The organism is Streptomyces sp. NPDC034099 (genome assembly GCF_055575415.1).
Window position 1 is genome coordinate 349,344 of sequence record NZ_JBVISR010000001.1, and the last position, 25,957, is coordinate 375,300.

Below are 25,957 nucleotides of genomic sequence, written 5' to 3' on the forward strand. Positions count from 1 at the left end.
CGCACACCCGTCCGGTCCATACGGGTTGCCGGTGTCCTCCGGACGGGTGCAGGAGGTCCGGCGGCATGCGGAAGGGCGGCGGCGGGAGTCCTCCTCCCGCCGCCGCCCTTCCCCGACTGCCTCTGTGTGCCGGTCAGGCCTTGGAGACCGCCGCGCCGCCGTCGGCGTCGCCCTCCAACGCCTTCAGGCCCGGGTCCAGGACGATGTCCTCGGCCCTGGCCTCCGTCGAGCCCGCCTCCGGGAAGTGGCAGGCCGTCAGGTGGCCCTCACGGCTGCCGGAGAGCTGCACGAGCGGCGGCTCCTCGGTGGCGCACTTGTCCTGCGCCTTCCAGCACCGGGTGCGGAACCGGCAGCCGGAGGGCGGCGAGATCGGCGAGGGAACGTCGCCTTCGAGCCGGATGCGCTCCTTCTTCTCGGCGTCGAGGTCGACCTCCGGCACCGCGGACAGCAGGGCGTGCGTGTACGGGTGGCGGGGGCGGTTGTAGAGCGAGTCGCGGTCCGCGATCTCCACGACCTTGCCCAGGTACATCACCGCGATGCGCTGCGAGAAGTGCCGCACGATCGCCAGGTCGTGGGCGATGAAGACGAACGCGATCCCCATCTCCCGCTGCACCTCCTGCAGCAGGTTCACCACCTGGGCCTGGATCGACACGTCGAGGGCCGAGACGGGCTCGTCGGCGACGATCAGCTTCGGCTCCAGGGCGACGGCGCGCGCGACACCGATGCGCTGGCGCTGGCCGCCGGAGAACTCGTGCGGGAAGCGGTTGTAGTGCTCCGGGTTGAGACCGACGATCTCCAGGAGTTCCCGGACGCGCTTCTCGCGGCCGCCGGGCGGGTTGATCCCGTTGATCTCCATCGGGCCCGAGATGATCGTGCCGACGGTCTGCCTCGGGTTCAGCGACGCGTACGGGTCCTGGAAGATCATCTGGATCTCGGACCTGATCGGCGCCAGCTGTCGCCGGTTGGCGCGGCTGATGTCCTGGCCCTTGTACTCGATGGTCCCCTGGGTGGGCTCGTACAGGCGGGTCAGCAGCCGGCCGGTGGTCGACTTGCCGCAGCCGGACTCGCCGACGAGGCCGAGGCTCTCGCCCGGGTAGACCTCCAGGTCGACGCCGTCGACGGCCTTGACATGGCCGACGGTGCGCTTGATCGGGAAGCCGCCCTTGATCGGGAAGTGCTTCGCCAGATTGCGGACCTTGAGGAGCGGGCCGGTGTCACCGTCCCGCTGCTGCGGGAAGGTGTCGGCCACCGCTGTCTTCGTCTTGCTGGTCTTGCTGTTGTCGCTCATGGTGATGCCCCAGTCGCCGGTTTCCGCTCAGCCCAGCCGGGGCTGAATCTTGTCGATGAAGACCTGTTGCCGCTGGTCCCCCGTCAAGTGACAGGCGGCGGCGCGTCCCTGGCCGAGCAGCGGGCGCTCGCCCGAGCAACGGCTGCCGGAGACCAGGTCGGTGAAGCCGCACCGCGGGTGGAACGCGCATCCCGAGGGCGGGTTCATCAGCGAGGGCGGCGATCCCGGGATCGGTATCAGCGGCTCGTCGACGTCTGAGGTGAGGTTCGGCATCGAGCTCAGCAGGCCCCAGGTGTACGGGTGCTGCGGCGTCTTGAGCACCTCGCGCACCGTGCCGCGCTCGACGGCCCGGCCCGCGTACATGACCAGGATGTCGTCGGCCATGTTGCCGACCACGCCCAGGTCGTGGGTGATCATGATGATCGCGGAGCCGAACTCCTGCTGGAGGTCCTTGAGCAGGTCGAGGATCTGCGCCTGGACGGTCACGTCGAGCGCCGTGGTGGGCTCGTCCGCGATGAGCAGGTCGGGGTTGCACGAGAGGGCCATCGCGATCATGGCGCGCTGACGCATACCGCCGGAGAACTGGTGCGGGTAGTCGTCGACCCGCTGCTGCGGGTGCGGGATGCCGACCTTCTGCAGCAGGTCGATGGCGCGCACCCGGGCGTCCTTCTTGGACGCGCCGTTGTGCTTCATGAACGGCTCCGCGATCTGCCGGCCGACCGTGTAGTACGGCGACAGCGCGGTCAGCGCGTCCTGGAAGATCATCGCCATCTTCTTGCCGCGCAGCCTCTCCAGCTGCTTCTCACTGGCGTCGGTCAGCTCCTGGCCGTCCAGCGTGATCGATCCGTCGATCGCGGTCTTGCGGCGGTCGTGCAGCCCGAGGACGGCCAGGTTGGTCACCGACTTGCCGGAGCCGGACTCGCCCACGATGCCGAGGGTCTTGCCCCGCTCCAGGTCGAAGGAGAGCCCGTCCACCGCCTTGACGACGCCGCCCTCGGTGGAGAAGTGGACCTTGAGGTCGCGCACCGAGAGGAACGGGTCTCCCGCGGCGGCGGCCGGGGCCTCTTCGGGCTTGGTCTGAGTGGTCACGGTGGTTCTCCTAGGACAGGCGCACGCGCGGGTCGATGACGGCGTACAGGGCGTCCACGATCAGGTTGAAGACGATGATGAGTGCGGCACTGACCAGCATGACGCCCATCAGCATCGGCAGGTCCTTGTCAGTGACGGACTTCAGTGCGAGCCGGCCGATCCCGGCCAGGCCGAACGTCATCTCGGTCACCATGCCGCCGCCCATGAGGGCGGACAGGTCGATGCCGAGGATGGTCACGATGGGGACGAGGGAGCCGCGCCAGGCGTAGCGGAAGAAGGTGTAGTTGCCCGACATGCCCTTGGCGCGGGCCGCCCTCACATGTTCTTCCTGGAGCTGCTCGATCATCGAGGAGCGGCTCATCCGGGTGTAGTTGGCGGTGAAGATGGTCGCCATCACGACCCAGGGGATCAGCAGGCCCATGAACCAGCCGCCGAGGTCCTCGGAGAAGGGCACGTACTTCGGCTTGTCCAGCCAGCCCGTCGAGTACACCAGCGGGATCATCACCAGCGGGCCGAGGAAGTAGATCTGCAGCGAGCTGATGACCAGCGAACCGGAGCTGAACGTCTTGTCGATCCAGGTGCCGCGGAACTTGGCGGCCAGCAGACCGGCGCCGAGGCCGAGGGTGAGGAAGACCAGCAGGCTGCCGAGGGTCAGCGAGATGGTCACCGGGAAGCGGTCGAGGATCGTGTCCCAGACGTTCTGGTTGTTGGCGAAGGAGACGCCGAAGCAGGGAGCGCTGCAGTGGCCGACGGCGAAGTCACGGCCGGCGAAGATGCCGATCAGGAAGTTCCAGTACTGCACCGGGACCGGCTTGTCGAGGCCCAGGTTCTGGTGAATGATCGCCAGCGCGTCCGGAGTGCAGTTCTTGCCACAGGCCAGCATGGCCGGGTCCTGCGGGATCGCGAAGAACATGAAGAAGGTGAAGGCACTGATCAACACCAGGATCAGCGCTGCGCCGAAGGTCCGGCGAATCAGGAATTGAAGCATGGCAGACAGCTGCTCTCAGGACTGCGGCAGTCGGATGGGGAGGTCTGGAGGGGATCAGGGCCCGGTGGGGGCGCTCCGCCGCGCGCCCCCACCGGTTTCCCGACCGAGCGGACTACTTCTTGAGGAAGATCCGGGTCACGTCCACGTAGCTCGAGTCCGAGCTGTAGCGGATGCCGCCGATGTTCGAACCGAAGATCTGGAAGACCTTGGTGTAGTAGATCGGGGCGGCCGGGTTGACTTCCTTGGAGATGTACTCGCTCAGCTCGGCCCAGGCCTTGGTGGCCTCCGCCGTGTCCGTGATCGTCTCGATGCGCTTGATCTCGGAGTTCACGTGCTCGTCGTTGATGTGCGAGTAGTTCGACGCGCCGTCCTGGATCTGCGTGCCGTCGTACGACGGCGGGATGACCGTGGAGGCGGACGGCCAGTCCTGGCCCCAGCCGGTCATGTACAGGTCGTAGCCGTTCTTGACCTTGCCGACCTGCTCGTACCAGGTGGCGGAGTCGATCTCCTTCTTCTGGATGTCCAGACCGATCTTCTCCAGGGCGTCGGCGATCAGGACGGCCTGCTTCTGGCGGGTCGGCGTGTTGCCGTAGGCGTAGACGAGGCTCTTGCCCTCGAAGCCACCCTCCTTGATCAGCTTCTTGGCGGCCGCGATGTCACCGTTCGGCTTCTTGAGCCGGTTGAACGGGTCGAACTTGTCGTTGTAGCCCGGGGTCGTGGGCGACATCAGCGAGTTGGCGACCTCACCGCCGTAGGCACCACCGTCGGCCTTGAAGACCGAGTCGGAGGGCAGCGCCAGGGTGATCGCGTCACGGAGCTTCTTGTCCTTGATGCGGTCCATGTTGAAGTTCAGCTGCCACACGTACGGGGCGTAGCCCTGGATCGTGCGGTTCTTCATCGCGTTCTTGTCGCCCACCACCTTCTGCAGCTGCGTGGTGGCGACCTGACCCGTGAACATCATGGCGTTCTTGGCCTCGCCCTGGTCGGCGAGGAGGGTCTTGGTCTGGTCCTCGTCGTCGTGGTTCATCGAGATGTTGAACCCGTCGACGTACTGGTGGCGCACCGAGTCGGACTTCGGGTCCCACTGGGTGTTCTTCACCAGCTTCATGGACTTGCCCGGCTTGAAGTCGGCGATCTTGTACGGGCCGACGGCGACGGGGGCGTTGTCGTACTTCTCCTTGGTGTCCGTCTCCTCCGGCACGACGCTGTAACCGGGCATGGTCAGCATCTGCGGGACGTCGGGACGCGCCTTCTTGAAGTGCATGACGATCGTCTTGTCGTCCGGCGTCTCCAGGACGGAGTCGGGCAGGTGCTTGCCCTTGTCCGGGCCCGCGTAGGCGTCGCGGTAGGTGGTGCCGTCACCGGACAGCCACTGCTGCAGGTAGGTCGGGCCGTCGGTGATGTAGTTGGCGTACAGGCGCTCGATCGTGTGGCGGATGTCCGCCGAGTTGATCGGGTTGCCGTTCGCGTCCTTCAGGTTGTCCTTGAGGGTGTACGTCCAGGTCTTGCCGCCGTCGGACGCCTTGCCCGCGTCGGTGGCGAGGTCGCCCACGACGGTCAGGTTGCCGTTCTCGTCCTCGTCGTACTGGGTCAGACCGCGGAAGATGAGGCGGCTGAGCAGCTTGCCGTCCGAGACGTAGATCTGGCCCGGGTCCAGGTGGGAGAAGTCCGCCTCCTGGTACACGGTCGCGATGCCGCCCGGCTTGGCACCGGGGACCTCGGGGGCCGGGCCGGTGGACGCCTGCGCGTCACCGATCTGCACCGGCTTCGACTGCGACTTGGCGTCTTCCTTCTTCTTGCTGTTGTCCTTGGCGGAGCTGCCGCCGTCGCCGCCGCCGCAGGCGGTGAGGGTCAGGGCGCCGGCTGCGACCGCGACTATGGCGGCCGTGGCGGTGCGGTTGCGGAGAATGCTCATAGGGACGAATCCACCTGCCTGTGAGTAGTGAGCACTGCTGGTACGTGGCCGGGGCCGGGCTGAGCGGCACCGAACCGGCCGGGCGAGGATGTGGGGGGTCCCCCTGGCCTCAGCGGTTTCCCTTGGGGTCGAAGGCGTCCCGGATCGAGTCACCGAGGAGGTTGAAGGCCACCATGAAGACGACCATGGCGACGCCGGGGAAGAGCATGTAGTAGGGGTCCTGCTCGACGATGTCCGCGCCGATGGCGAACATCCGCCCCCAGTCCGGCGTGGGCTCGACGTACCCCACGCCCACGAAGGACAGGAACGCGATGCTGAGGATCGTGCTCGGCAGCGTGAGCGTCGCCTGTACCAGCGTCGGAGTGACGATGTTGGGCAGCAGTTCCTTGCGGAGGATGCGCCAGGGCGAGGCTCCGGAGATGCGGGCCGCCTCGATGAACTCCCGGTCGCGCAGGGACATCGTGGCGCCCCGGACGATCCGGGCCATGCTCATCCAGCCCAGGAAGGACAGCACGATGATGATCGCGGAGGCGCGCACATAGGTGGGCGTCTCCTTGTCCGGGGCGACGAACACCGTGGTGATGACGGGCATCGCGGCGACGAAGAAGAGCTGGCTGGGCAGCGCCATGAAGAAGTCGGTGATCCGGCCGAGCCAGTAGTCGATCTTCCCGCCGAAGTAGCCGCCGGCCAGGCCGATCAGGACGCCCAGCACCGTCATGATGAGGGTCGCCGCGAGCGCGGTGGCCATCGAGTTGCGCATGCCGTACAGCAGCTGGGTGAACACGTCGCGGCCCAGGCCCGGTTCGATGCCGAACCAGAAGTCGCCGTCGATGCCGCCGAAGGGCGCGGCGGGCATGGTGAACATGTCCAGGAGGTCGGGGTTCTCCTGCCCGTACAGGGTATACGGGTCCTTGCCGTAGACCTTCGAGATCAGTGGCGCCGCCGCCGCGACCACGAAGAAGAACAGGACGATGCAGGCAGAGATCACACCGGCCCGGTCGCGCTTGAAGCGCGCCCACATCAACTGGCCGGGCTTGCGCCCTTCCGGCTCCTTGGGCTTCGGGGCGTCGCCCTGCGGCGCGCTCTCTTTGTCCAAGACGGAAGAGGCTTCAGCACCCTCAATCTCGATTGGACTCGTCATGATTCGTCCATTTCACAGGTAGGAGGTCGTCGGGAGTGCACGCGGCCGACGGCCTTCGCACGGCGTACGTCTTTCGCAGCGCGCGAGGGGAACAAAGACGGAGGGGCGGCACGGTCCCGGGAGAACCCTGGCTCGCGGTCGGCGACTACCGACCGACGGCGCACTACGTCAAGGAAGTTCGCGACGCCGGGCCGCTGCCGCGTCAACCGTGACGGCACTGAACGCACCCGCGGGGCCTACACCTGCCATCGGGGACGACGCGACCCATATGGCGCTTGTGGCACCTCGCATGGGTTCCTCCTCATGAATCCGCTGGTTCACCGCAAAGAGGAGCACACGACACATTCCGGCCATCGGCCGGTGATGAGATCGCCTGGCACCCTCACGCTCGCGAGCCTGCGCCCCGTCAGCGCGTGACCCGTTTATCCGAGCTCTACGCGCCTAACTATCTGCCATCCTCCGGGGAACGAACCACAGGTTCGAGGTCTCGGTTCGATCACAGATAGGGGCCAGATCTTTCAAAATCCGGACAAAGGGTTTGGTGCGAGATCGCTGCGAAACGGACTTGTTACACATCTAACGGTGGTGACCGTCCGTATAACGGACGTCCGCGCGACAGAAATTGATTGCGCGTAACGTGCGGTGGGTGCAAGCTGACCCGCAGGTATGTCCCGCGCCCGGCACGTCCGTCGGCGCCGGCCCCCGGACCCCCGGACGGGACCGCCCGTCGGCACTCCGGGCGGAGTGCTTCCGCGCAGGTTAGTGCGGGCCTGCCCACTCTGCCCCGCCCCGCCGGGAAATCGAGGGTTTTCCCTACCCCCGCGCCCCACCCGCGTCGGCATCACGCCAAACGGCACCGGACACCACGTGAGCCGTGGTGTCCGGTGCCGTCCGTCGTGCGGTGGGTCAGCCGTGCTTGGCGCGGCTGGCGGCGCGGGCGCGCTCGCGGGCGTCCAGGTTCACCTTGCGGATCCGGACGGCCTCCGGGGTCACCTCGACGCACTCGTCGTCGCGGCAGAACTCCAGGGACTGCTCCAGCGACAGCTTGCGCGGCGGGACGATCGCCTCGAAGGAGTCGGCCGAGGAGGAGCGCATGTTGGTGAGCTTCTTCTCCTTGGTGATGTTCACGTCCATGTCGTCGGCGCGGGAGTTCTCGCCGACGATCATGCCCTCGTACACCTCGGTGCCGGGGTCCGTGAAGAGCACGCCGCGCTCCTGGAGGTTGGTCATCGCGAACGCGGTGACGGCACCGGAGCGGTCGGCGACCAGCGAGCCGTTGTTGCGGGTCGTCAGGGTGCCGAACCAGGGCTCGTGGCCCTCGTGGATGGAGTGGGCGATGCCGGTGCCGCGGGTCTGGGTGAGGAACTCCGTCCGGAATCCGATCAGGCCGCGCGAGGGGACCACGAACTCCATGCGGACCCAGCCCGAGCCGTGGTTGGACATGTTGTCCATCCGGCCCTTGCGCACGCCCATCAGCTGCGTGACCGCGCCCATGTGCTCCTCGGGCACGTCGATCGTCATGCGCTCGACGGGCTCGTACGTCTTGCCGTCGACCTCCTTGGTGACGACCTGCGGCTTGCCGATGGTCAGCTCGAAGCCCTCGCGGCGCATCTGCTCGACCAGGATGGCCAGCGCCAGCTCACCGCGGCCCTGCACCTCCCAGGCGTCCGGGCGCTCAGTGTCCAGGACGCGCAGCGAGACGTTGCCGATCAGCTCGCGGTCCAGGCGGTCCTTGACCTGGCGGGCGGTGACCTTGCGGTCCTTGACGACCGCCTTGTTGTCCGCGCCCTTGCCGGTGGCGCCGCGGCCGACCAGCGGGGAGGTGTTGGTGCCGATGGTCATGGAGATCGCGGGCTCGTCCACCGTGATCAGCGGCAGCGGGACCGGGTTCTCCACGTCGGCCAGAGTCTCGCCGATCATGATGTCCGGGATGCCGGCGACGGCGCAGATGTCACCGGGGCCGGCCTTCTCGGCGGGCTTGCGAGTGAGCGCCTCGGTCATCATCAGCTCGGAGATCCGCACGTTCTGCACGGACCCGTCGCGCTTCATCCAGGCGACGGTCTGGCCCTTCTTCAGCTCGCCCTGGTGCACGCGGAGCAGCGCGATACGGCCGAGGAAGTTGTCGGCGTCCAGGTTGGTCACGTGCGCCTGGAGCGGGGCGTCCTCGTCGTAGGTCGGCGCCGGGATGTAGTCCAGGATCGTCGAGAAGAACGGCTCCAGGCTGGTGGAGTCGGAGGGGACCGTGCCGTCCTCGGGCTTGGTGAGGGAGGCGACGCCGTCCCGGCCGCAGGCGTAGACGATCGGGAACTCGATCTGCTCCTCGTCGGCGTCCAGGTCGAGGAAGAGGTCGTACGTCTCGTTGACGACCTCGTCGATCCGGGCGTCCGGGCGGTCCGTCTTGTTGATGCACAGGATGATCGGCAGCCGCTGGCTGAGCGCCTTGCGCAGCACGAAGCGGGTCTGCGGCAGCGGGCCCTCGGAGGCGTCCACGAGCAGCACGACACCGTCGACCATCGACAGACCGCGCTCGACCTCGCCGCCGAAGTCGGCGTGGCCGGGGGTGTCGATGATGTTGATGGTGATGACGTCGCCGCCATCCTTCGGGTGGTACTTCACCGCCGTGTTCTTCGCCAGGATCGTGATGCCCTTCTCACGCTCCAGGTCGTTCGAGTCCATCATGCGGTCGTCGACGCCTTCGAGCTGGTGCGCGGCGAAGGCGCCGGCCTGCTTGAGCATTCCGTCGACGATGGTGGTCTTGCCGTGGTCGACGTGGGCGACGATGGCGACGTTGCGGATGTCGTGACGCGTTGTAGACGCGGCCATAAGTGGCTTACTCCCGGAGGGTGTGAGGACGGCCGTCGCGGACGTCCGTGTCACGCGGGCCTGCCGGGCGGTACATGCCACGGCCTCACCCAATGGTACGGGGCCCCGGGGACTGCGGCTTGCCAGGAGGGTTCAGGACGAGGGCGACGCCGAGGACGGGGCGGAGGGCCGGGAGCCCTGGGCGCCCTTCTTGAGGAAGCCCATGTCCTCGTAGACCGGCGTCTCGAAGCCGAAGGCTCCCGCGTTGGCGAGGTTCTCGCGGGCCGCCACCAGCTGGGGGCGCTGGTAGAGGGGGACGGAGCCGGCCGCCGCCCAGATCCGCGAGTCGGCCTTGCGCAGCAGGTCCCGGGCCTCTTTCTGGTCCAGGGTGCCCATGGCCCGGTCGAAGAGCTGGTCGACCTGGTCGGTGCCGACCCGGGTGTAGTTCTGCGCGACGTTCAGGGAACCGTCGGCGGCCGGGACGGGCTTGGCGTAGATGGGGCGGGCGTCGGTGGCCGGGAAGGCGGAGGCGGGCCAGGAGTAGAGCGCCAGGTCGTACTCGCCGGCGGCGATGTGGTCCTTGAAGTAGCTCTCGTCCGGCACCTTGGTGACCTCGGTGCCGATGCCGATCTCCTTCAGCATGTCCGTGATGCGGTCGGCCACGGTGCGCAGGGTCTCGGAGCCGGGGCCGGAGGGGAGCACGAAGCGGAGGGTGAGCGCCTTGCCGTCCTTGGCGAGCGGGGCCGCCGCCGAGCCGGCCGGGGCCGCGGTGCCCTTGGGGGCGTAGGCGCCGGGCGCGCCGCCCTGCGCGGTGTTCTTGCCGCTGCTGTGCTTCTCGCCGCTCTCCTGGTCGGCGCCGTCCTTGGCGTCGTCGCCGCCGTTCTTGTCGTCCTCGCCGACGATGTAGGTGCCGTCGTCGTCGCCCTCGGACTGCTGCTCGTCCTTCTCGTCCTTGCCGTCCTCGTCCTTCTCGTCTTTCTCGTCCTTCGTTTCCTTCTCGGCGCCGGCCGCCTCCTCGCCGCCCTTCTTCTTCACGGGGCCGCCGGGGACCCATCCGGCGTCCGCGAGCAGGGCCCGGGCCTCCTTGGCGTTCTGCTCGCCGAGCGCGCCGCTGCCGTCGGCGTAGGCGGGCTGGCCGGACAGGGCGAGGTGGCTGCCCACGGGCTCGGCGGGCAGGCCGAGCGGCTTGAGCACCGCCTTGGCCAGCTTCCCGCGGTCCAGGGCACGGGCCACGGCCCTGCGGACGCGCTCGTCGGCGAGGGGGCCGTCGGAGCCGTTGAGGGCGAGCTGGGTGTAGGCGGGTTCCAGCGACTTGCGGACCTCGAAGCCGCTCAGGGCCTGCTGACGGCGCCGGGCCTTCGCCTCGGCCTCGCTCCGCTCCTCGCGGGCGAGGACCTCCTCCTCGGCGGCCTCCTCGTCGGAGCCGTTGGCGACGGCCCAGGAGCGCAGCGCCTCGGCGGCGGACCTGCCCTGCGGGCCGGGGGCCGGGGTGCCGCCGGGGCCCATGAGCGGGGTGCCGGTGGCGGGATCCCGGGGCCCGGCGGCCAGGCTGACCTCGTCGGCGGTCTCCGGGTCGATCTCGGCGAGGTCGAGCTTGCCGGCGACCAGTGCGGAGACCCGCTCGTCGCGGGGGACGGCGCGCAGCACGATCTGGTCCAGTTTCGCCGGCTCGCCCCACCAGCGCGGGTTGCCGGTGAGGACGACCCGGTCGCCCTTGGTGTCGACCTTCTTGACCGCGAAGGGCCCGGCGCTGACCTTGAGCGTCCGCCGCGCGCCGTCGTTGAAGGCGTCGGGGGTGCCCGTGACGTCCTTCGGGTACAGGGGCGTGAACAGGGCCTTCCAGTCGGCGTAGGGCCGGCTGAAGGTGACCTTGACCTCCAGGTCGTTCGCGCCGCGCTCGATCTTCTCGATGCGGTCGTAGCCGGCGTTGCGGGCGGTCCAGTAGGCGCTGTCCTTCCCGGACAGGGCGCGCCACTGGGCGGCGAAGTCCGCGGCGCCGATCTCCCGGCCGTCGCTCCAGACCGCCTGCTGGTTCAGCTTGTACAGGACGACCTGCTTGGGCTCGGTGTCGACGACCTCGGCCGACTCCAGGTAGTCGGGGTTGCGCACCGGGCTGCCGGTCTCGTCCATGCGGTACATGGAGGGCAGTACGGCCTGCGCGACGCGGGTCGTGGTGGCGTCGGCGTCCGACTGGAAGGCGTTCAGTGTGTCCGGCACGGAGTCCACGGCCCAGCGCAGGGTGCCGCCGTCGGAGATGCGGGCGCGGGCCGCGGCGGCGACGTCCTGCCCGGCGAGCGGCTTGCCCGACGGGTCCTCGGAGGTGCAGCCGGCCAGCGCGGGAACCGCGAGGACACCCGCGGTGAGGAAAGCGACCGAACGCATGACCGCGCGCGGTCCGACGCCGACGTGGGACATCTCTGCTACCTCCGGAAGGCCGCGTTTGCGAGATTTGCGGTATTCAGGTTGATCATTTGTATCCGGACGGGGATGCGGCAACTGAAGGGGAAACGGTTCCGCCACGCTGGGAGACACGGCGACGACGGTGCGTAAGCTCACCCGTGCGGCTCAACGCCACCCGCGGTGCACCCACACGCCCCGGCCAATCGCTGCACATCCCTTCCCAGCGACTGGTGTGACGCGCGACACTCTCAGGCGCACCAGCGTCGCTCCCCAGCCCGGCCGCCCCTTGCCGTGTCCGACGGAAGTGAGGTCACGTCTTGTCCGTGCACGACGATCTGTCATCGGTGCAGCGCAGCCTCGACGAGCTGTCCCGGACGGTGACCCGGCTGGAACAGCAGCTGGGCAGCGGTGGCCTGGAGGTCCGCCGGGTCCGTACCGACGCCGACCATCTGCGCGAGAGCCTCGCGCTGCTGCGGGCGGCGGCTGCCGCGCCGGACGCCCCCACGCGCCCGGACCTCGTCCCGATCCCCGACACGCCGTACGACGGCTCGCTGTGGACGGACTCGGACGACGAGGGCCTCGGCGCCCGCGACCGCCGCGCTCCCTGAACCCGACCCGACCGACCGGAGTCGCCCAGTGGCAACTGGTACCGAACCTCCAGCCACCGAAGACCGTCCCCCGGGCGGTGGCGTCCACACCCCGACGCGCGCCGCCATCCGCGCCCCGCACCTGCGCACCGACCGCTGGTGGCTGGCACCGGCCGCCACCGCGGCGGGCCTGCTGGCCTTCATCGCCTACTCGAGCTGGCGGGCCTTCGCGAACGCCGACTACTACGCGGCCCCGTACGTCTCGCCCTTCTACTCCCCCTGTCTGGCGGAGAACTGCGAGCCGATGCGCTCGGGGCCCAACTGGGAACTCTTCGGCACCTGGTGGGGCGTCTCCCCCGCGATCATCATCCTGATCTTCCCGCTCGGCTTCCGCCTGACCTGCTACTACTACCGCAAGGCCTACTACCGGGGATTCTGGGCGTCCCCGCCGGCCTGCGCGGTGGCCGAGCCGCACAAGAAGTACACCGGCGAGACCCGCTTCCCGCTGATCCTGCAGAACGTCCACCGGTACTTCTTCTACGCGGCGCTGCTGGTCGCGGGCATCCTCACCTACGACACCGTGCTCGCCTTCCGCGACGAGCACTACGCGTGGGGCCACATGGGGCTCGGCACCCTGGTGTTCCTCGCCAACATCGCGCTGATCTGGGCGTACACCCTCTCCTGCCACTCCTGCCGGCACATCGTCGGCGGCAAGCTCAGGCACTTCTCGCGGCATCCCGTGCGCTACCGGATGTGGCAGCTGGTGGGCAGGCTCAACGCCCGGCACATGCAGCTCGCCTGGGCGTCGCTGGTGAGCGTGGCGCTCGCCGACTTCTACGTCTACCTGGTCGCGTCCGGGGTCTTCGACGATCCGCGCTTCTTCTGACGACTTCCGATGAGTGAGGCCTTTTGATGTCCGTGGTCGACCGGCAGGAATGGGACGTCGTCGTGGTGGGCGCGGGCGGCGCCGGGCTGCGCGCCGCGATCGAGGCCCGCGAACGGGGCGCCCGTACGGCCGTGATCTGCAAGTCGCTGTTCGGCAAGGCGCACACCGTGATGGCCGAGGGCGGCATCGCCGCCTCCATGGGCAACGTCAACTCCGGCGACAACTGGCAGGTCCACTTCCGCGACACGCTGCGCGGCGGCAAGTTCCTCAACCAGTGGCGGATGGCCGAACTGCACGCCCAGGAGGCACCGCAGCGGGTGTGGGAACTGGAGACCTGGGGCGCGCTGTTCGACCGTACGAAGGACGGCCGGATCTCGCAGCGCAACTTCGGCGGCCACGAGTACCCGCGCCTCGCCCACGTCGGCGACCGCACGGGTCTGGAGCTGATCCGCACCCTCCAGCAGAAGATCGTCTCGCTCCAGCAGGAGGACTTCCGCGAGACCGGGGACCACGAGTCCCGGCTGAAGGTCTTCCAGGAGTGCACGGTCACCCGCGTGCTCAAGGAGGGCCGCGAGGTCTCGGGCGTCTTCGGCTACGAGCGCGAGAGCGGCCGCTTCTTCGTCCTTCAGGCGCCCTCGGTGGTGATCGCCACCGGCGGCATCGGCAAGTCGTTCAAGGTGACGTCGAACTCGTGGGAGTACACGGGCGACGGTCACGCCCTGGCGCTGCTGGCCGGGGCTCCGCTGCTGAACATGGAGTTCGTGCAGTTCCACCCGACGGGCATGGTCTGGCCGCCCTCGGTGAAGGGCATCCTGGTCACCGAGTCGGTGCGCGGCGACGGCGGGGTGCTGCGCAACTCCGAGGGCAAGCGGTTCATGTTCGACTACGTCCCGGACGTCTTCAAGGAGAAGTACGCCGAGTCGGAGGCGGAGGGCGACCGCTGGTACGACGACCCGGACCACAACCGCCGCCCGCCCGAGCTGCTCCCCCGCGACGAGGTCGCCCGCGCGATCAACGCCGAGGTGAAGGAGGGCCGGGGCTCACCGCACGGCGGGGTCTTCCTCGACGTGTCCACCCGGATGTCCGCCGAGGTGATCCGGCGCCGGCTGCCGTCCATGTACCACCAGTTCAAGGAGCTGGCGGACGTGGACATCACGGCGGAGGCGATGGAGGTCGGGCCCACCTGCCACTACGTCATGGGCGGCGTCGCCGTCGACTCCGACACCGCCGCCGCGCGCGGGGTGCCGGGGCTGTTCGCCGCCGGTGAGGTGGCCGGCGGCATGCACGGCTCCAACCGGCTGGGCGGCAACTCGCTGTCCGACCTGCTGGTGTTCGGACGCCGGGCGGGGCGGTACGCGGCCGAGTACGCGGCGGGGCGGCCGGACGGGGACGGGCGCGCCCGGGTCGACGACGCGCAGGTGGACGCCGCGGCCGCGGAGGCGCTGCGGCCGTTCTCCGCCGAGACGCAGGAGCCCGGTGCCGGGCCGCCGGAGAACCCGTACACCCTCCACCAGGAACTCCAGCAGACCATGAACGACCTGGTGGGGATCATCCGTCGCGAGGCGGAGATGAAGCAGGCCCTGGAGAAGCTGGCGGAGCTGCGGGTGCGTGCCCGCCGGGCCGGGGTGGAGGGGCACCGGCAGTTCAACCCGGGCTGGCACCTCGCCCTGGACCTGCGCAACATGCTGCTGGTCAGCGAGTGCGTGGCGCGGGCCGCGCTGGAGCGCACCGAGTCGCGCGGCGGGCACACCCGGGAGGACCATCCGTCGATGGACCGGCGCTGGCGCCCGGCCAACCTGCTCTGCTCGCTGGCCGATCCGGCCGGCGACCTCGCGGCGACGGACCCGGAGCGCGGCCGGATCGCCCTGGAGCGGCAGACCACCGAGCCGATCCGGCCCGACCTGCTCGCCCTCTTCGACAAGGAGGAGCTGGTGAAGTACCTCGCCGACGACGAGCTGGAGGGCCTGTCCGAATGAGCGGCTACGAGGCCCGCTTCAAGGTGTGGCGCGGTGACGTGGAGGGCGGTGGCCTCGCCGACTTCACGGTCGAGGTGAACGAGGGCGAGGTGGTGCTCGACATCATCCACCGCCTCCAGGCCACCCAGGCCCCCGACCTCGCGGTGCGCTGGAACTGCAAGGCGGGCAAGTGTGGTTCGTGCTCGGCCGAGGTCAACGGGCGGCCCCGGCTGCTGTGCATGACCCGCATGTCCGTGTTCACCCGTGAGGAGACGATCACCGTCACGCCGCTGCGCGCCTTCCCGGTGATCCGGGACCTGGTGACGGACGTCGGCTTCAACTACACCAAGGCCCGCGAGGTCCCGGCCTTCGTCCCGCCCGCCGACCTAGGGCCGGGCGAGTACCGGATGATGCAGGAGGACGTGGAACGTTCGCAGGAGTTCCGCAAGTGCATCGAGTGCTTCCTGTGCCAGGACACCTGCCATGTCGTGCGGGACCACGAGGAGAACAAGCCCGCCTTCGCGGGCCCGCGCTTCCTCATGCGCGTCGCCGAACTGGACATGCACCCGCTGGACGCCGCCGGTGACACCGGCCTGGACCGGTCACGCACCGCCCAGGACGAACACGGCCTGGGCTACTGCAACATCACCAAGTGCTGCACAGAGGTGTGCCCCGAGGGCATCAGGATCACGGACAACGCGCTGATCCCCCTGAAGGAACGGGCCGTGGACCGCAAGTACGACCCGCTGGTGTGGCTGGGCTCGAAGATCGGGCGCCGCTCCCGGGACCGGTCCTAGCGGACCCAGCCGTCCCGGTACTCCTCCCAGTTCGTGTCCGTCGCCGCGAAGTCGATGTACGGGGCGACGCCGAAGAGCTCGCGGTCGGCGTCCGTCCGGGACAGGCCGAGGCGGACGCCGCGCACGGCGGCGGCGACGGTCTCGGCGTGACCCCAGTGGTCGAAGTTGCTCTCGTGGTAGAAGGGCAGGCCCATCAGCAGGTGGGTCGTGGGCGGGGTGACCTCCAGGGCGAGGGAGGTCTGCTGGGCCACGTAGCCGCCGTAGGTGCTCTCCAGCGGCTGCGCGGTGTCGTAGGACATCACGGCGATCTGGTCGACGCGGCGGGCGACCTGGCCGAAGAAATCCTGCGACCACCACTTGGGGTGCTGGGTGAACAGGCCGAAGACGGAGTGCAGGGCCGGCAGCGGGTCGATCTGGTGGGCGGCGACGGAGAGTTGCGCGTCCCGGGCGCGGGTGACGGCGCGTACGCCGTCCAGGAGCGAGAGGTAGTTCCGGTCGCCCGAGTGCAGCGGTTCCAGGTCCAGGTGGACTCCGTCGTAGCCCGCGTCCAGGACCTGGCGGGCGGAGTCGACGACGGCGGCGCGGGTGTCGGCCTGCTCCAGGCGCATGCCGTCGGGGCCCTCGGTGGCGAGGACGTCGCCGAGGAAGGCCTGGACGCGGACGCCGGGGAGTTGCCGGTGCACGCCGTCGATCAGCCAGCGGGCCTTGGGGTAGAGCGCCTCGGGCAGCGTGCCGTCGTGCTCCATCGGGCCGGTGTGCACGTACAGGTCCCGGATGCCGGTGGTCCTGAGGCCGCGGGCCAGCGCGGTGAGGTCCGCGTCCTTCTTGCGGCCGTCGACCCAGGCGTGGCCGAGCCAGATCGCGTCGCGGTCGCGGGTGTGGGTGCCGTCCGCGGGGTCGCCCATGTAGGTGATGCGGAGGGCGGCCTCGGCGGTGAGGAGGGGGAGGAGCAGGACGAGGAGGACGGCGAGGGTGATGCGGCGGGTGCGGCGGAGCCGCTTCTTCCTGGGCCCCGGTGGAGGCTGGGCGCCGTCGGCGGCTGTCGGTTCGGCTGCCGGTACGGCCGTCGGTTCGGTGTTTCTTGGCTCCGTGTCCTCCACGGGTGTCCCCTCCCTGTGGCCCGGCCCCGGTCGCGGTGACCGGTCGCCGCGCGTACGCTCCGAGCGTGGTGCCAGCGGGGACGACTCGAACCGGTGTTCCGGTTGCGGTCAGGGGTGCGTGACGATGATCTCCGCGGATCTGGTGCCGCCCCTGGTCGCGGCCGGGGCGGCCCTGCTGCTGGCCGGGTACGGGCATGTGCGCCGCACCCGGCGGGCCCGGACGCGTACGACTCCGGGGCGGGTCAGAACAGGCTCAGCAGGGCCTCCGCCGGATCGGTGAGCTGGGTGTCGGCGCCCGGCAGGGGCAGCTCGAACCAGACCGTCTTGCCGCGCGGCGTACGGCGTGAGCCCCAGGCCGCGCTGAGCAGGCCGACCAGTTGCAGGCCGCGGCCGCCCTCGTCGGTGTCGCGGGCGCGGCGTCGGCGCGGCTGGACCAGGCCGGAGTCCCAGACCTCGCAGACCAGCGTGCGGTCGAGCAGGAGGCGGAGCCTGATCTCGCCCTCGCCGTAGCGGAGCGCGTTGGTGACGAGTTCGCTGACGAGCAGTTCGGTGGTGTCGACCAGCGGCTCCATGTCCCAGGCGAGCAGCTGGGCGCGGGCGTACTCGCGGGCCCGGCCGACGCTGCGGGGCTCCCGCGGGAGGGTCCAGTCGCCGACCGAGTCGCTGGGCAGGCCCTGGACTCGGGCCATCAGCAGGGCGATGTCGTCCTCGCCGTGGTGGCTGTCGAGGGTGTTGAGGACCTGGTCGCAGACGTCCTCCAGGGGCTGGGTGGGGTCGGTGAGGGCGCCCACGAAGGCCTGGAGGCCCTCGTCGAGGGGGTGATCGCGGCTCTCGACCAGGCCGTCGGTGTAGAGGGCGAGCAGGGCGCCCTCGGGCAGTTCGACCTCCACCTCCTCGAAGGGCTCCCCGCCCACGCCGAGCGGCAGGCCCGGCGGCACGTCCAGCATCAGCGCGGTCTCACCGGGCTCGACCAGGACGGGCGGCAGGTGGCCCGCGTTGGCGAAGGTGCAGCGCCGGGTCACCGAGTCGTAGACGGCGTACACGCAGGTCGCCAGGTAGACCTCGGACAGGTCGGCCTCGCGGGGGCGGCGGGCGGCCCGGGTGGCCTGCTGGACGCCTCCGGGAGCGCCGAGGCCGCGGGCGATCTCGTCCAGCTGGGAAAGCACCTCGGCCGGTTCGATGTCGAGCTGGGCCAGGGTGCGTACGGCGGTGCGCAGTTCGCCCATGGCGACGGCGGCGCGCAGACCGCGGCCCATGACGTCGCCGACGACCAGCGCGGTGCGGTGCCCGGGGAGTTCGATGACGTCGAACCAGTCGCCGCCGACCTCGCTGGCCCGGCCGGTGGCCGCGTTGCCGGGCAGGTAGCGGCAGGCGATGTCGAGTCCCGATGCCTCCGGGTCGCCGGGCGGGAGCAGCGAGCGTTGCAGTATCAGCGCGCGTTCGTGTTCGCGCCGGTAGAGGCGGGCGTTGTCGATGCAGACGGCGGCGCGCGCGGCCAGTTCCACGGCGAGGTCGCGGTCGCGGTCGCCGAACGGCTCGCTGCCCTTGGTGCGGGCGAACTGGACGAGTCCGACGACCGTGTCGTGGGCGACCATCGGCACGGCGAGCGTGGACTGCACCAGACCGCCGTCCTCGGCGGGGACGGCGCGCGGCCGGGCGGTGCGCAGAGCGTCCGCGCAGGGCGAGTTGAACGGGTAGTGGTGGACGGCGCCGAGCTCGACCTGCTCGCCGGTGCCGAGGAAGGGCGCGTCCGAGACGGCGCTGGAGAAGGCGACACGGCGCAGTTCCGCGCTGCCGTCGGCGAGTCCTGGCGGGCTCTGGTCGCCGACCAGCAGGCCCTGGTAGAGGTCGACGGTGGCCAGGTCGCAGAAGCCGGGGACGACGACGTCGAGGAGTTCGCGGGCGGTGGTCTCCAGGTCGAGGGAGTTGCCGATGCGGGCGCCGGCCTCGTTGAGGAGGGCGAGGTTGCGCCGGGCGGCGGCGGCCTCGCGGGCGGCCTGGCGGCGGGCGGTGATGTCGGTGCCGAGCCAGGCGACGCCGATGGGCCGGCCGGAACCGCTGTGCACGCGGTAGAGGTTGACGGACCAGTGGCGGCGTTCCTCGGTGCCCGGCACGAAGCCCGTGACGTGCATGTCCGTGATGGAGTCGCCGGTCTCCAGGACCCGGCGCAGGGTCGCGGAGACCCGGTCGGCCTCGGCGCGCGGCAGGTAGTCGTGGACGCCCTTGCCCCGGTGGTCGTCGGGGGTGCCGCCGAAGGTGGCGGCGAACCGCTGGTTGGCACGGCGCACCCGCAGGTCGGGGTCGATCAGCAGGAACCCGAACGGAGACTGGCCGAATATGGCCTGCGACGCGGCGAGGTCGGTCTCGATGCTGCGCAGGACGCGGACGTCGACGACGATGCAGACGGCGGCCTTCTCCCCGTCCTCCGTGCGCGTCGGCATGACGTACACCTCGGCGAGCCCGCGCCGCCCGCTTCGGCCGCCCGCGTGCTGACCGGTCCCCTCGGCCTCGTCCGGTGCCCGGAAGGGGACCACGCCGGTCCACTCCCGCCCGTCGAGGATCTCGGTCATCTTGCGCTGGCCGCGTTCGCGCAGGTCGGGATCGATGAAGGCCTCGATGGGATCGGTGCCCACGGCGTCCTCGGCCCGGATGCCGAGCAGTTGCTCCGCACGCAGGCTCCACTGGTCGACGAGTCCGTCGGGGCCGATGGAGAAGGAGGCGACCTTGATGTAGTCGTAGATGGAGCCGGGCGGGCTGCTCTGCCACACCGCGTCACCGAGTGGCGCGTCTGCCGACGGGCCCTCGGACTCCGTGGACTCCGTGGGCTCCTCGGCCCTCGCTGGTATCTCGCTCACGCGAACCGTCCCCTCCAGCTCACCGCGTCCGGCACCGGTCACCGGAGGCGGCTGCCCGCAGTATCCAGCACTACGGCGCCGCACGACACGGTGTTCACGATCACAGCACGGTCCCGATGGTTTTCGGTCCGGACCGTGACAACACTTCCAGTCTTCTAACCAGCGGACACGGCATCGAATCACGCAGTTCCACAACTGCCACTGGCCTGAACCGGTTGACGGCCGGGAGCAGGGGTGATGTGGGGACATTCCGGACGCCGGACCGGCGCGACGGCGACGGTGCGTCACGAGGACGTCGCGCTAACGCGGCAGGGCGAGTTCGAACCACACGGTCTTGCCCGCCTCGCCGGGGCGGGTGCCCCAGCGCCGCGCGGCGGACGCCACCAACTGCAGACCCCGGCCGTCCTCGTCGTCGGGACGGGCGGCGCGCTCGCGCGGCGGGTCCGGCAGGGGGTCGGAGACCTCCACCAGCAGGACGCCTGCCGCTCCGTCCGGGTCGCGCACCACGCGGACGCCGATGGGTCCGGTGGCGTGCCGCAGGGCGTTGGTGACCAGCTCGCTGACGAGCAGGGCGGTGATGTCCCCGACACTGTCGAGCCGCCATTCGTCCAGGGTGCGGCGGACCAGGGAGCGGGCGGTGCGCACGGCGTCCGGCGCCGCGGGAAAGACCCACTCGGCACAGTCACTCTCGCCGTCCCTCACGCCGATCACTTCCCCGGCCGACGACCCATCGCTGCCCGTTTTCATGGGGTTAATGGGCACATACCCTTTATCCGGGCTCGGTACCGTTCGCCGGGGTCCCCGCCTGGAGTCCCAGGTGGGCGAGCGCCTGCTCGACGGCGGGTACGTCCTGGTCGAGCCAGGGCACGTCCCAGACCCGGGCGGGGGTCAGCCAGCGCAGTTCGTCGTGGTCCTCGAGGGGTTCGGGGGCGGCGGAACCGGGGAGCAGGCGGGCGGTCCACACCTGGAGGACGAAGGGCTCCCTCAGGGGCCACTGACCCGGGACGCGCTCACCGGGCTCTGCCGCCACCCCGAGTTCCTCGCGCAGCTCGCGCACGAGCGCCGCCTCGGGCGTCTCGCCCGCCTCGACCTTGCCGCCGGGCAGCTCCCACCGTCCGGCCAGTTCGGCGGGTGCGCTGCGGCGCGCGGCGAGCAGGCGCCCGCCGTCGACCAGGGCGGCGCCCACCACGATCCGTTCCGTCATGCGCCGGAGCCTACGGCTCAGTCCGCCGCGCCCGGTCCCGAGGTGCCGAGCTTCTCCACCCAGTAGAGCTGCTTGTGTCCGCGGCCGTCGAGGGTGTCCGCGATCTGCTGGGCCTCCGCCCGGGTCGCGTATCTGCCCACACGGTAGCGATTGCCGTTGTCGTCCTGCCGGAAGACCAGCCAGGGAAGAGTGACCGTGCTGTCGTTCATCGCGCCCCTCCGCCTCCCGTTCCCGCCGCCCACGGCACCCGCCGCGCCCCGCCCGCCAAGGAAACCGCAATCCGCATATGCCCGAGCCTACGCCCAACCTTCACGGAGCGAATACGGCTTTGCACAAAGAGGTACGCAACCAGCCAGAACGCAGGGGGCGCACGATGCGGAACGCGCCGCCTCCGCACACCGATGCCTCCGGTCACGGGCATGCCGGGGCAGGGCGAGGCGACCTGGGGGAACGGCCGGATCGCGGCGCAGGCGCGCAGGGCGCCGCGACCCCGGACAGGTGTGCGGGCGGGGCAGCGGAGCGCGGGAGGCGCACGACAGGCGTGCGCCATCTCACACCGCGCCGCACCGCCCCACGCCGCGAAAGGGTGCGTCAGGGCGCGTGAACTCCCCGGGCCGGGGCCTTGCTTGACGGGCTACCTGACCGGCAGGTGGTACGCCACCCGGTAACGGTCGGCCGGGACGACCACGTCGGCCGTCTCCACCGCGCGCCCCGAGGCGTAGAACGTGCGCTGGACCACCAGCACCACGTGCCCCGGCACCCCTCCCAGGGCGAGCAGCTCCTCGGCGAGGCCGGGTCGGGCGCCGACCTCCTCGGTGACGTTGTCGACGACGACGTCGATGGCGGCCATCCGCTCGACGACGCCCATGCCGCCGAGCGGCCCCTCCTCGGGCAGCATCACGGGGGTGCGGCCGGTCAGGTCCAGCGGCTCCCAGGAGGTGGAGAGCATGACGGCCTCACCGGCCTCCCGGAAGACGTACCGCGTGCACATCACCCGGTCACCGGGCTTGATCCCCAGCCGCTCGGCGACGGCACCGCTCGCCTCGGCCTGTTCGCTGCGCGACTCCCAGGTGCCGTGCGCGTGGGCGTCGGCCTGCTCCTGGCGGAAGGGCGTGGCCCCGCCGGCCGGCCGGTACCCGGAGCGGGCGACGCGTCGCGGGACGGGCCGCTCGCGCACATAGGTGCCGGAACCGGAGCGGCCCTCGACGAGCCCCTCGGCCATCAGCACCTTGCGGGCCTCCAGCGCGACGGTGTCCGAGACGCCGTACTCCTCGCGGATCCGCGCCTGGGACGGCAGGCGGGTATGGGGCGGCAGCAGGCCGTCGGCGATCTTCTTGCGGAGATCACCCGCGACACGCAGATACGCCGGCTGCTCACCGAATGTCACTGGCCGCTCCCATCAGGTTGTACAGACAGCAACAGCGTGGCAACCGTAGGTTGGACCAGGCAAGTAAAGGCCAAAGAATCACTCGATGTGATGACTTGTGTGGCCGGAGGGCTTTACGCAGGCACTTTCTCCCCACTGGGGCCGCTCTCACACCTCCACGCCGGGGTCGTCTCCCCCGCGCTCGCCACCGCCCTCGTGGTCCGGCGGTGTGGTGGCCAGGCCGAGGGTCTTGCGGGCGGTGACCGTGCTGTCGGCCACGACGAGGTCGTAGCCCTTGCCGTAGTGCTCGAAGTACGCGTCGAGGTCGGCGGCCTTCGCCGCCCGGCTCCACTCCTGCTGCGCCGCCCGCAGGTCCTCGGTCAACTCGGCGACCGGGCGCTCGGCGCCGGCGGGCCAGTCGTGGCCGTCCAGCATCGCGATCTCGCCCCTGAGCGCCTCCGAGACCTGCCCGGCCCAGACCCGGTAGCCCGCGAAGTCGTCCTCGACGGCCTCCGCCGCGGGCACCTCGTCCATGGCCCGGTTCAGGTAGCCCTCCGCGAGCAGGTAGGTGTGCTGGTCCGGGTCGAGCCGCGCGCCGTCGTTGCGCAGCGAGCCCGTCAGCGTGTCCCGCTCGTCCGTGTTCCCGAACAGGCAGGTGATCTCGCGGTCACCGGTCCGCCAGCTCCCGGAGGTCGGGGTCAGGTAGTACACGTCGACGTCGGTCGGCAGCGCCCACCGGTCCATCGCGTAGCCGTCCTGGAGGGCGTAGCACCGGTCGTCGGCGGCGCGCGTGATCTCCGCGTCGCCCGGGTAGGAACCGTCCGGCAGGTCGAAGGCGGCGAACACCTCGCCGTCGTGCTCCCGCGTGCAGGGCACCTCGTCGACGTCGTACGTCACCCCCTGGAGGGAGCCGCCCGGGGTGGTGAAGCACTGGCCCTTCTCGAGGGAGTAGGCGGTGTCCTCGCCGCGCGCGGCGTCCCGGAAGCCGTCCCAGAAGTCGCCGGCGGCGCCCGTGGAGAGCGTCAGCACCCACAGGGCCAGCCCCACCGAGGACAGCACGCACCCGGCCACCGCGAACCCCTTGCCGCGCTCGCCCCGCTTCCGGATCCGGGCCAGCGCGACCAGCCCCAGGACGAGCCCGACCGCGGGCACGAAGCACAGGACCCCGAGCACGAACGCGGCGATGGCGAGCCCGCTGACGGGAGCCTGCCGGGGGTACGGGGTGAGGGGTCGGCCCCACTGCGGAGCGTACGGCCCCTGGGTGTACGGCCCTTGGGGGCCCGGCGGAGGCGGCATGGACACGGGTACCGTGCTCCTGTTCGAGAGGGGTGCGGCGACGGGTGCGGCCTCGCGCATCGTAAGCACGGTCCGCGCCGCGCGCGGGTCGCGGGTCGCGGGCGCGCAGGGCGTCACTGCCTCCACAGCCGTCCGAGCGCCGCGTCGGCCAGGTGGACACCGGCGGAGACGGCCGCCAGGCCCGGTCTGCCGGAGGCGGCCAGGGCGGCGGCACCGGCGCCGAACCACGGCTCTTCCAGGACGACCCGTCCGCCCCCGTGCGCCGGATACCGGGCGCGGGGCGCGGGGCGCACCGAACAGCACCCACGCCGCATCATCACCACCGGCGCGCCCACCCCCAGGGCCACCTCGACCGGCCACGTGCCCCCGTGGCCCGTGCCGGGGCTCAGTCGTCGAAGGACGTGGCCCGGGTGTGCTTCTCCCACGCCTCGACGTCCTCGCGGACCTGGTCGAGGTGGCCGAGGACCGCGCTGACGCCGTCGTCGCCCAGCGGCAGGCGCAGCGGGGTGTGCTCGGCCGCGAGGGCGGCCCGGATGACCGCCGCCGCCTTGGCGGGGTCGCCGGGCTGGCTGCCGTCGCCCGCGGCGACCGTCCCGCGGGTCTCGCCGACCTTGGCGTACACGCCGCTGTCCGCGCTGATCCCGGCGTTCCCCGCCTCGAACAGGCCGGTGCGGAAGGATCCCGGCTCGACGATCAGCACCTTGATGCCGAAGTCCCGGACCTCGTCCGCGAGCCCCTCGGACATGCCCTCCAGCGCGAACTTCGTGCCGCTGTACGCCGAGAAGCCCGCGAAGGACATCTGCCCGCCCATGCTGCTCATCTGCACGATGGCGCCCGAGCGCCGCTCCCGCATGGACGGCAGCACCGCCCGCGTCAGCGCGGCCGGACCGAAGACGTGCACGTCGAACAGCGCGCGCAGCTCCTCCTCGCCGGTCTCCTCGAGGGCGCCGACGTGCGTGCGGCCCGCGTTGTTGACGAGTACGTCGATCCGCCCGTGCCGTGCCAGCACGTCCCGTACGGCGTCCCCGGCGGCGGCCGTGTCGGCGACGTCCAGGCGCAGCGCCTCCATCTGGTCCGGGTACGCGGCCACGAGGTCGTCGAGCGCCTCGGGGCGCCGTGCCGCGCCGACCACGACGTCGCCGTCGGCGAGGGCCGCCTCGGCGATCGCCCGCCCGAAGCCGCTGCTCGCCCCGGTGATCAGCCACACCTTGTTCATTCCGACTCCCTCGTGTCCCTCGTCCGGGCATCCGTTGCTCCGACACCAACCACGCTCGTCCACGGGCGGGTTGCCCGTCCAAGACACACGGTGATAACCAACGGTTATGACGACGGACGTACATGTGCGGGAGCTGCGCTACTTCGCGACGGTGGCCGAGGAACTGCACTTCACGCGGGCGGCCGAGCGCCTGTACGTGTCCCAGCCCGCGCTGAGCAAACAGATCCGCGCGCTGGAACGGCAGTTGGGGACCGAGCTGTTCCGCCGTGAGCGTCAGGGCGTGACTCTTACCGAGGCGGGTACGGCGCTGCTGCCGCACGCCCGGCGGGTGCTGGCCGACTGGGCCGAGGGCGCGGCGGCGGTGGAGGCGACCCGGGCCGCGCGGCGCGGCACCCTGCTCGTCGGCATGAGCACCAGCCCCGGCCGTGGCGGTCTGCTGCCGGCGATCCGCTCCCGCTTCACCGCGGCCCACCCGGAGGCGGTGCTGCGGCTGCGGCAGACGAGTTGGGAGGACCCGACCGCGGGCCTGGCCGACGGCACGGCCGACGTCGCGTACGTGTGGCTGCCGCTGCCCGACGCCGAGCGCTACGCCTGGACGGTGGTCGCCGAGGAACCCCGCCTGGTCGCCCTCCCCGACACCCACCCCCTCGCCTCCCGGCGGGAAGTCGACTTCGCCGACCTGGCCGACGAGCCGTTCCTCGCCCTGCCCCCGGAGGCGGGGGTGCTGCGCGACTTCTGGCTGGCACTGGACGAACGGCGGGCACTCGACGGGCCCGCCGCCCGCCCACCGCGCGTCGGCGCCGAGATCTCCGGCACGGAGGAGACGTACGAGGCGCTGGTCGCGGGTCTCGGCATCTGCCTCGTGGCCACGGGCAACGCCCCGCTGATCACCCTGGGCGGCGTCACCACCCGCCCGGTCCGCGGCCTGACCCCCAGCCGCTACGCCCTGGCCTGGCGCCGCGAGGACGAGGGGCGGACGCTGGTGCGCGGGTACGTGGAGGCGTGCCGCCGGGTGACGGACCGCGCCTGAGGGCACCCCGGCACCCCTCGCGGCCACCGCCGGGACGGGACG

General features: G+C 70.8%; 21 protein-coding genes. 5 read left to right on the forward strand and 16 right to left on the reverse strand.

Translation table 11 applies throughout. The features are described 5' to 3' along the window. Positions 1-133 precede the first annotated feature (133 nt). From ACZ56V_RS01610 to ACZ56V_RS01640, 7 genes are all read right to left on the reverse strand, one after another. Positions 134-1,288: an ABC transporter ATP-binding protein gene (locus ACZ56V_RS01610; protein ID WP_468938393.1), complete on the reverse strand. Its 1,155-nt coding sequence runs from the start codon at positions 1,286-1,288 to the stop codon at positions 134-136. 27 nt (positions 1,289-1,315) lie between these two features. Next, the gene (locus ACZ56V_RS01615; RefSeq protein ID WP_398913240.1) at positions 1,316-2,377 is read right to left on the reverse strand and encodes an ABC transporter ATP-binding protein; all 1,062 of its coding nucleotides are present in this window, start codon (positions 2,375-2,377) and stop codon (positions 1,316-1,318) included. Between the two features lie 10 nt (positions 2,378-2,387). After that, positions 2,388-3,365 (reverse strand): ABC transporter permease, encoded by a 978-nt coding sequence (locus ACZ56V_RS01620; protein WP_052840862.1) that lies wholly within the window; start codon positions 3,363-3,365, stop codon positions 2,388-2,390. 112 nt (positions 3,366-3,477) lie between these two features. Further along, positions 3,478-5,280, reverse strand: coding sequence for an ABC transporter substrate-binding protein (locus ACZ56V_RS01625; protein WP_468938396.1), 1,803 nt, complete (start codon positions 5,278-5,280; stop codon positions 3,478-3,480). 109 nt (positions 5,281-5,389) lie between these two features. Continuing rightward, positions 5,390-6,421: an ABC transporter permease gene (locus ACZ56V_RS01630; protein ID WP_356360685.1), complete on the reverse strand. Its 1,032-nt coding sequence runs from the start codon at positions 6,419-6,421 to the stop codon at positions 5,390-5,392. A 906-nt stretch (positions 6,422-7,327) separates the two neighbouring features. Next, positions 7,328-9,244 carry a translational GTPase TypA gene (gene typA, locus ACZ56V_RS01635; protein WP_356360687.1) on the reverse strand — a complete coding sequence of 639 codons (1,917 nt, stop codon included), beginning with the start codon at positions 9,242-9,244 and terminating at the stop codon, positions 7,328-7,330. A 132-nt stretch (positions 9,245-9,376) separates the two neighbouring features. Then, entirely contained in the window at positions 9,377-11,638 is a 2,262-nt protein-coding gene (locus ACZ56V_RS01640; RefSeq protein ID WP_468938401.1) for an ABC transporter family substrate-binding protein, read from the reverse strand. Positions 11,639-11,940: 302 nt separating this feature from the next. Between ACZ56V_RS01640 and ACZ56V_RS01645 the strand changes: the two genes are divergently transcribed. The 4 genes from ACZ56V_RS01645 to ACZ56V_RS01660 are packed head-to-tail and all read left to right on the forward strand — an operon-like array spanning position 11,941 to position 15,848. Then, the gene (locus ACZ56V_RS01645; protein ID WP_467380743.1) at positions 11,941-12,231 is read left to right on the forward strand and encodes a hypothetical protein; all 291 of its coding nucleotides are present in this window, start codon (positions 11,941-11,943) and stop codon (positions 12,229-12,231) included. 28 nt (positions 12,232-12,259) lie between these two features. After that, positions 12,260-13,096, forward strand: a complete 837-nt coding sequence (locus tag ACZ56V_RS01650) for a hypothetical protein (protein ID WP_468938404.1) — start codon at positions 12,260-12,262, stop codon at positions 13,094-13,096. Between the two features lie 26 nt (positions 13,097-13,122). Continuing rightward, on the forward strand, positions 13,123-15,072 hold the full coding sequence (locus ACZ56V_RS01655; RefSeq protein WP_468938406.1) for a fumarate reductase/succinate dehydrogenase flavoprotein subunit: 1,950 nt from the start codon (positions 13,123-13,125) through the stop codon (positions 15,070-15,072). Then, positions 15,069-15,848, forward strand: a complete 780-nt coding sequence (locus ACZ56V_RS01660; protein WP_398913252.1) for a succinate dehydrogenase/fumarate reductase iron-sulfur subunit — start codon at positions 15,069-15,071, stop codon at positions 15,846-15,848. The genes ACZ56V_RS01655 and ACZ56V_RS01660 overlap by 4 nt, the downstream gene beginning before the upstream one ends. On the opposite strand, the gene ACZ56V_RS01665 is transcribed toward ACZ56V_RS01660, so the two are convergent. The 9 genes from ACZ56V_RS01665 to ACZ56V_RS01705 form a co-directional block, all read right to left on the reverse strand. Next, on the reverse strand, positions 15,845-16,948 hold the full coding sequence (locus ACZ56V_RS01665; protein WP_468938409.1) for a glycoside hydrolase family 18 protein: 1,104 nt from the start codon (positions 16,946-16,948) through the stop codon (positions 15,845-15,847). The genes ACZ56V_RS01660 and ACZ56V_RS01665 overlap by 4 nt on opposite strands. Before the next feature lie 242 nt (positions 16,949-17,190). Further along, positions 17,191-19,803, reverse strand: coding sequence for a SpoIIE family protein phosphatase (locus ACZ56V_RS01670; RefSeq protein WP_468938411.1), 2,613 nt, complete (start codon positions 19,801-19,803; stop codon positions 17,191-17,193). A gap of 300 nt (positions 19,804-20,103) precedes the next feature. Then, on the reverse strand, positions 20,104-20,550 hold the full coding sequence (locus ACZ56V_RS01675; protein ID WP_398913257.1) for an ATP-binding protein: 447 nt from the start codon (positions 20,548-20,550) through the stop codon (positions 20,104-20,106). A 22-nt stretch (positions 20,551-20,572) separates the two neighbouring features. Next, positions 20,573-21,007 (reverse strand): (deoxy)nucleoside triphosphate pyrophosphohydrolase, encoded by a 435-nt coding sequence (locus ACZ56V_RS01680; protein WP_468938413.1) that lies wholly within the window; start codon positions 21,005-21,007, stop codon positions 20,573-20,575. A 17-nt stretch (positions 21,008-21,024) separates the two neighbouring features. Beyond that, positions 21,025-21,216, reverse strand: a complete 192-nt coding sequence (locus ACZ56V_RS01685) for an SPOR domain-containing protein (protein ID WP_104634237.1) — start codon at positions 21,214-21,216, stop codon at positions 21,025-21,027. Positions 21,217-21,641: 425 nt separating this feature from the next. Continuing rightward, positions 21,642-22,394, reverse strand: coding sequence for a GntR family transcriptional regulator (locus ACZ56V_RS01690; RefSeq protein WP_104634236.1), 753 nt, complete (start codon positions 22,392-22,394; stop codon positions 21,642-21,644). Between the two features lie 147 nt (positions 22,395-22,541). Then, on the reverse strand, positions 22,542-23,675 hold the full coding sequence (locus ACZ56V_RS01695) for a DUF4190 domain-containing protein (protein ID WP_468938415.1): 1,134 nt from the start codon (positions 23,673-23,675) through the stop codon (positions 22,542-22,544). A 107-nt stretch (positions 23,676-23,782) separates the two neighbouring features. Further along, positions 23,783-23,986 carry a DUF2568 domain-containing protein gene (locus ACZ56V_RS01700; RefSeq protein WP_468939339.1) on the reverse strand — a complete coding sequence of 68 codons (204 nt, stop codon included), beginning with the start codon at positions 23,984-23,986 and terminating at the stop codon, positions 23,783-23,785. A 68-nt stretch (positions 23,987-24,054) separates the two neighbouring features. Then, positions 24,055-24,885, reverse strand: coding sequence for an oxidoreductase (locus tag ACZ56V_RS01705; protein ID WP_398913264.1), 831 nt, complete (start codon positions 24,883-24,885; stop codon positions 24,055-24,057). Positions 24,886-24,991: 106 nt separating this feature from the next. Here ACZ56V_RS01705 and ACZ56V_RS01710 point away from each other — a divergent pair, with 106 nt between their 5' ends. Then, complete coding sequence (locus ACZ56V_RS01710) at positions 24,992-25,915, forward strand: LysR family transcriptional regulator (protein ID WP_467380729.1); 924 nt, start codon at positions 24,992-24,994, stop codon at positions 25,913-25,915. Positions 25,916-25,957: the final 42 nt, after the last annotated feature.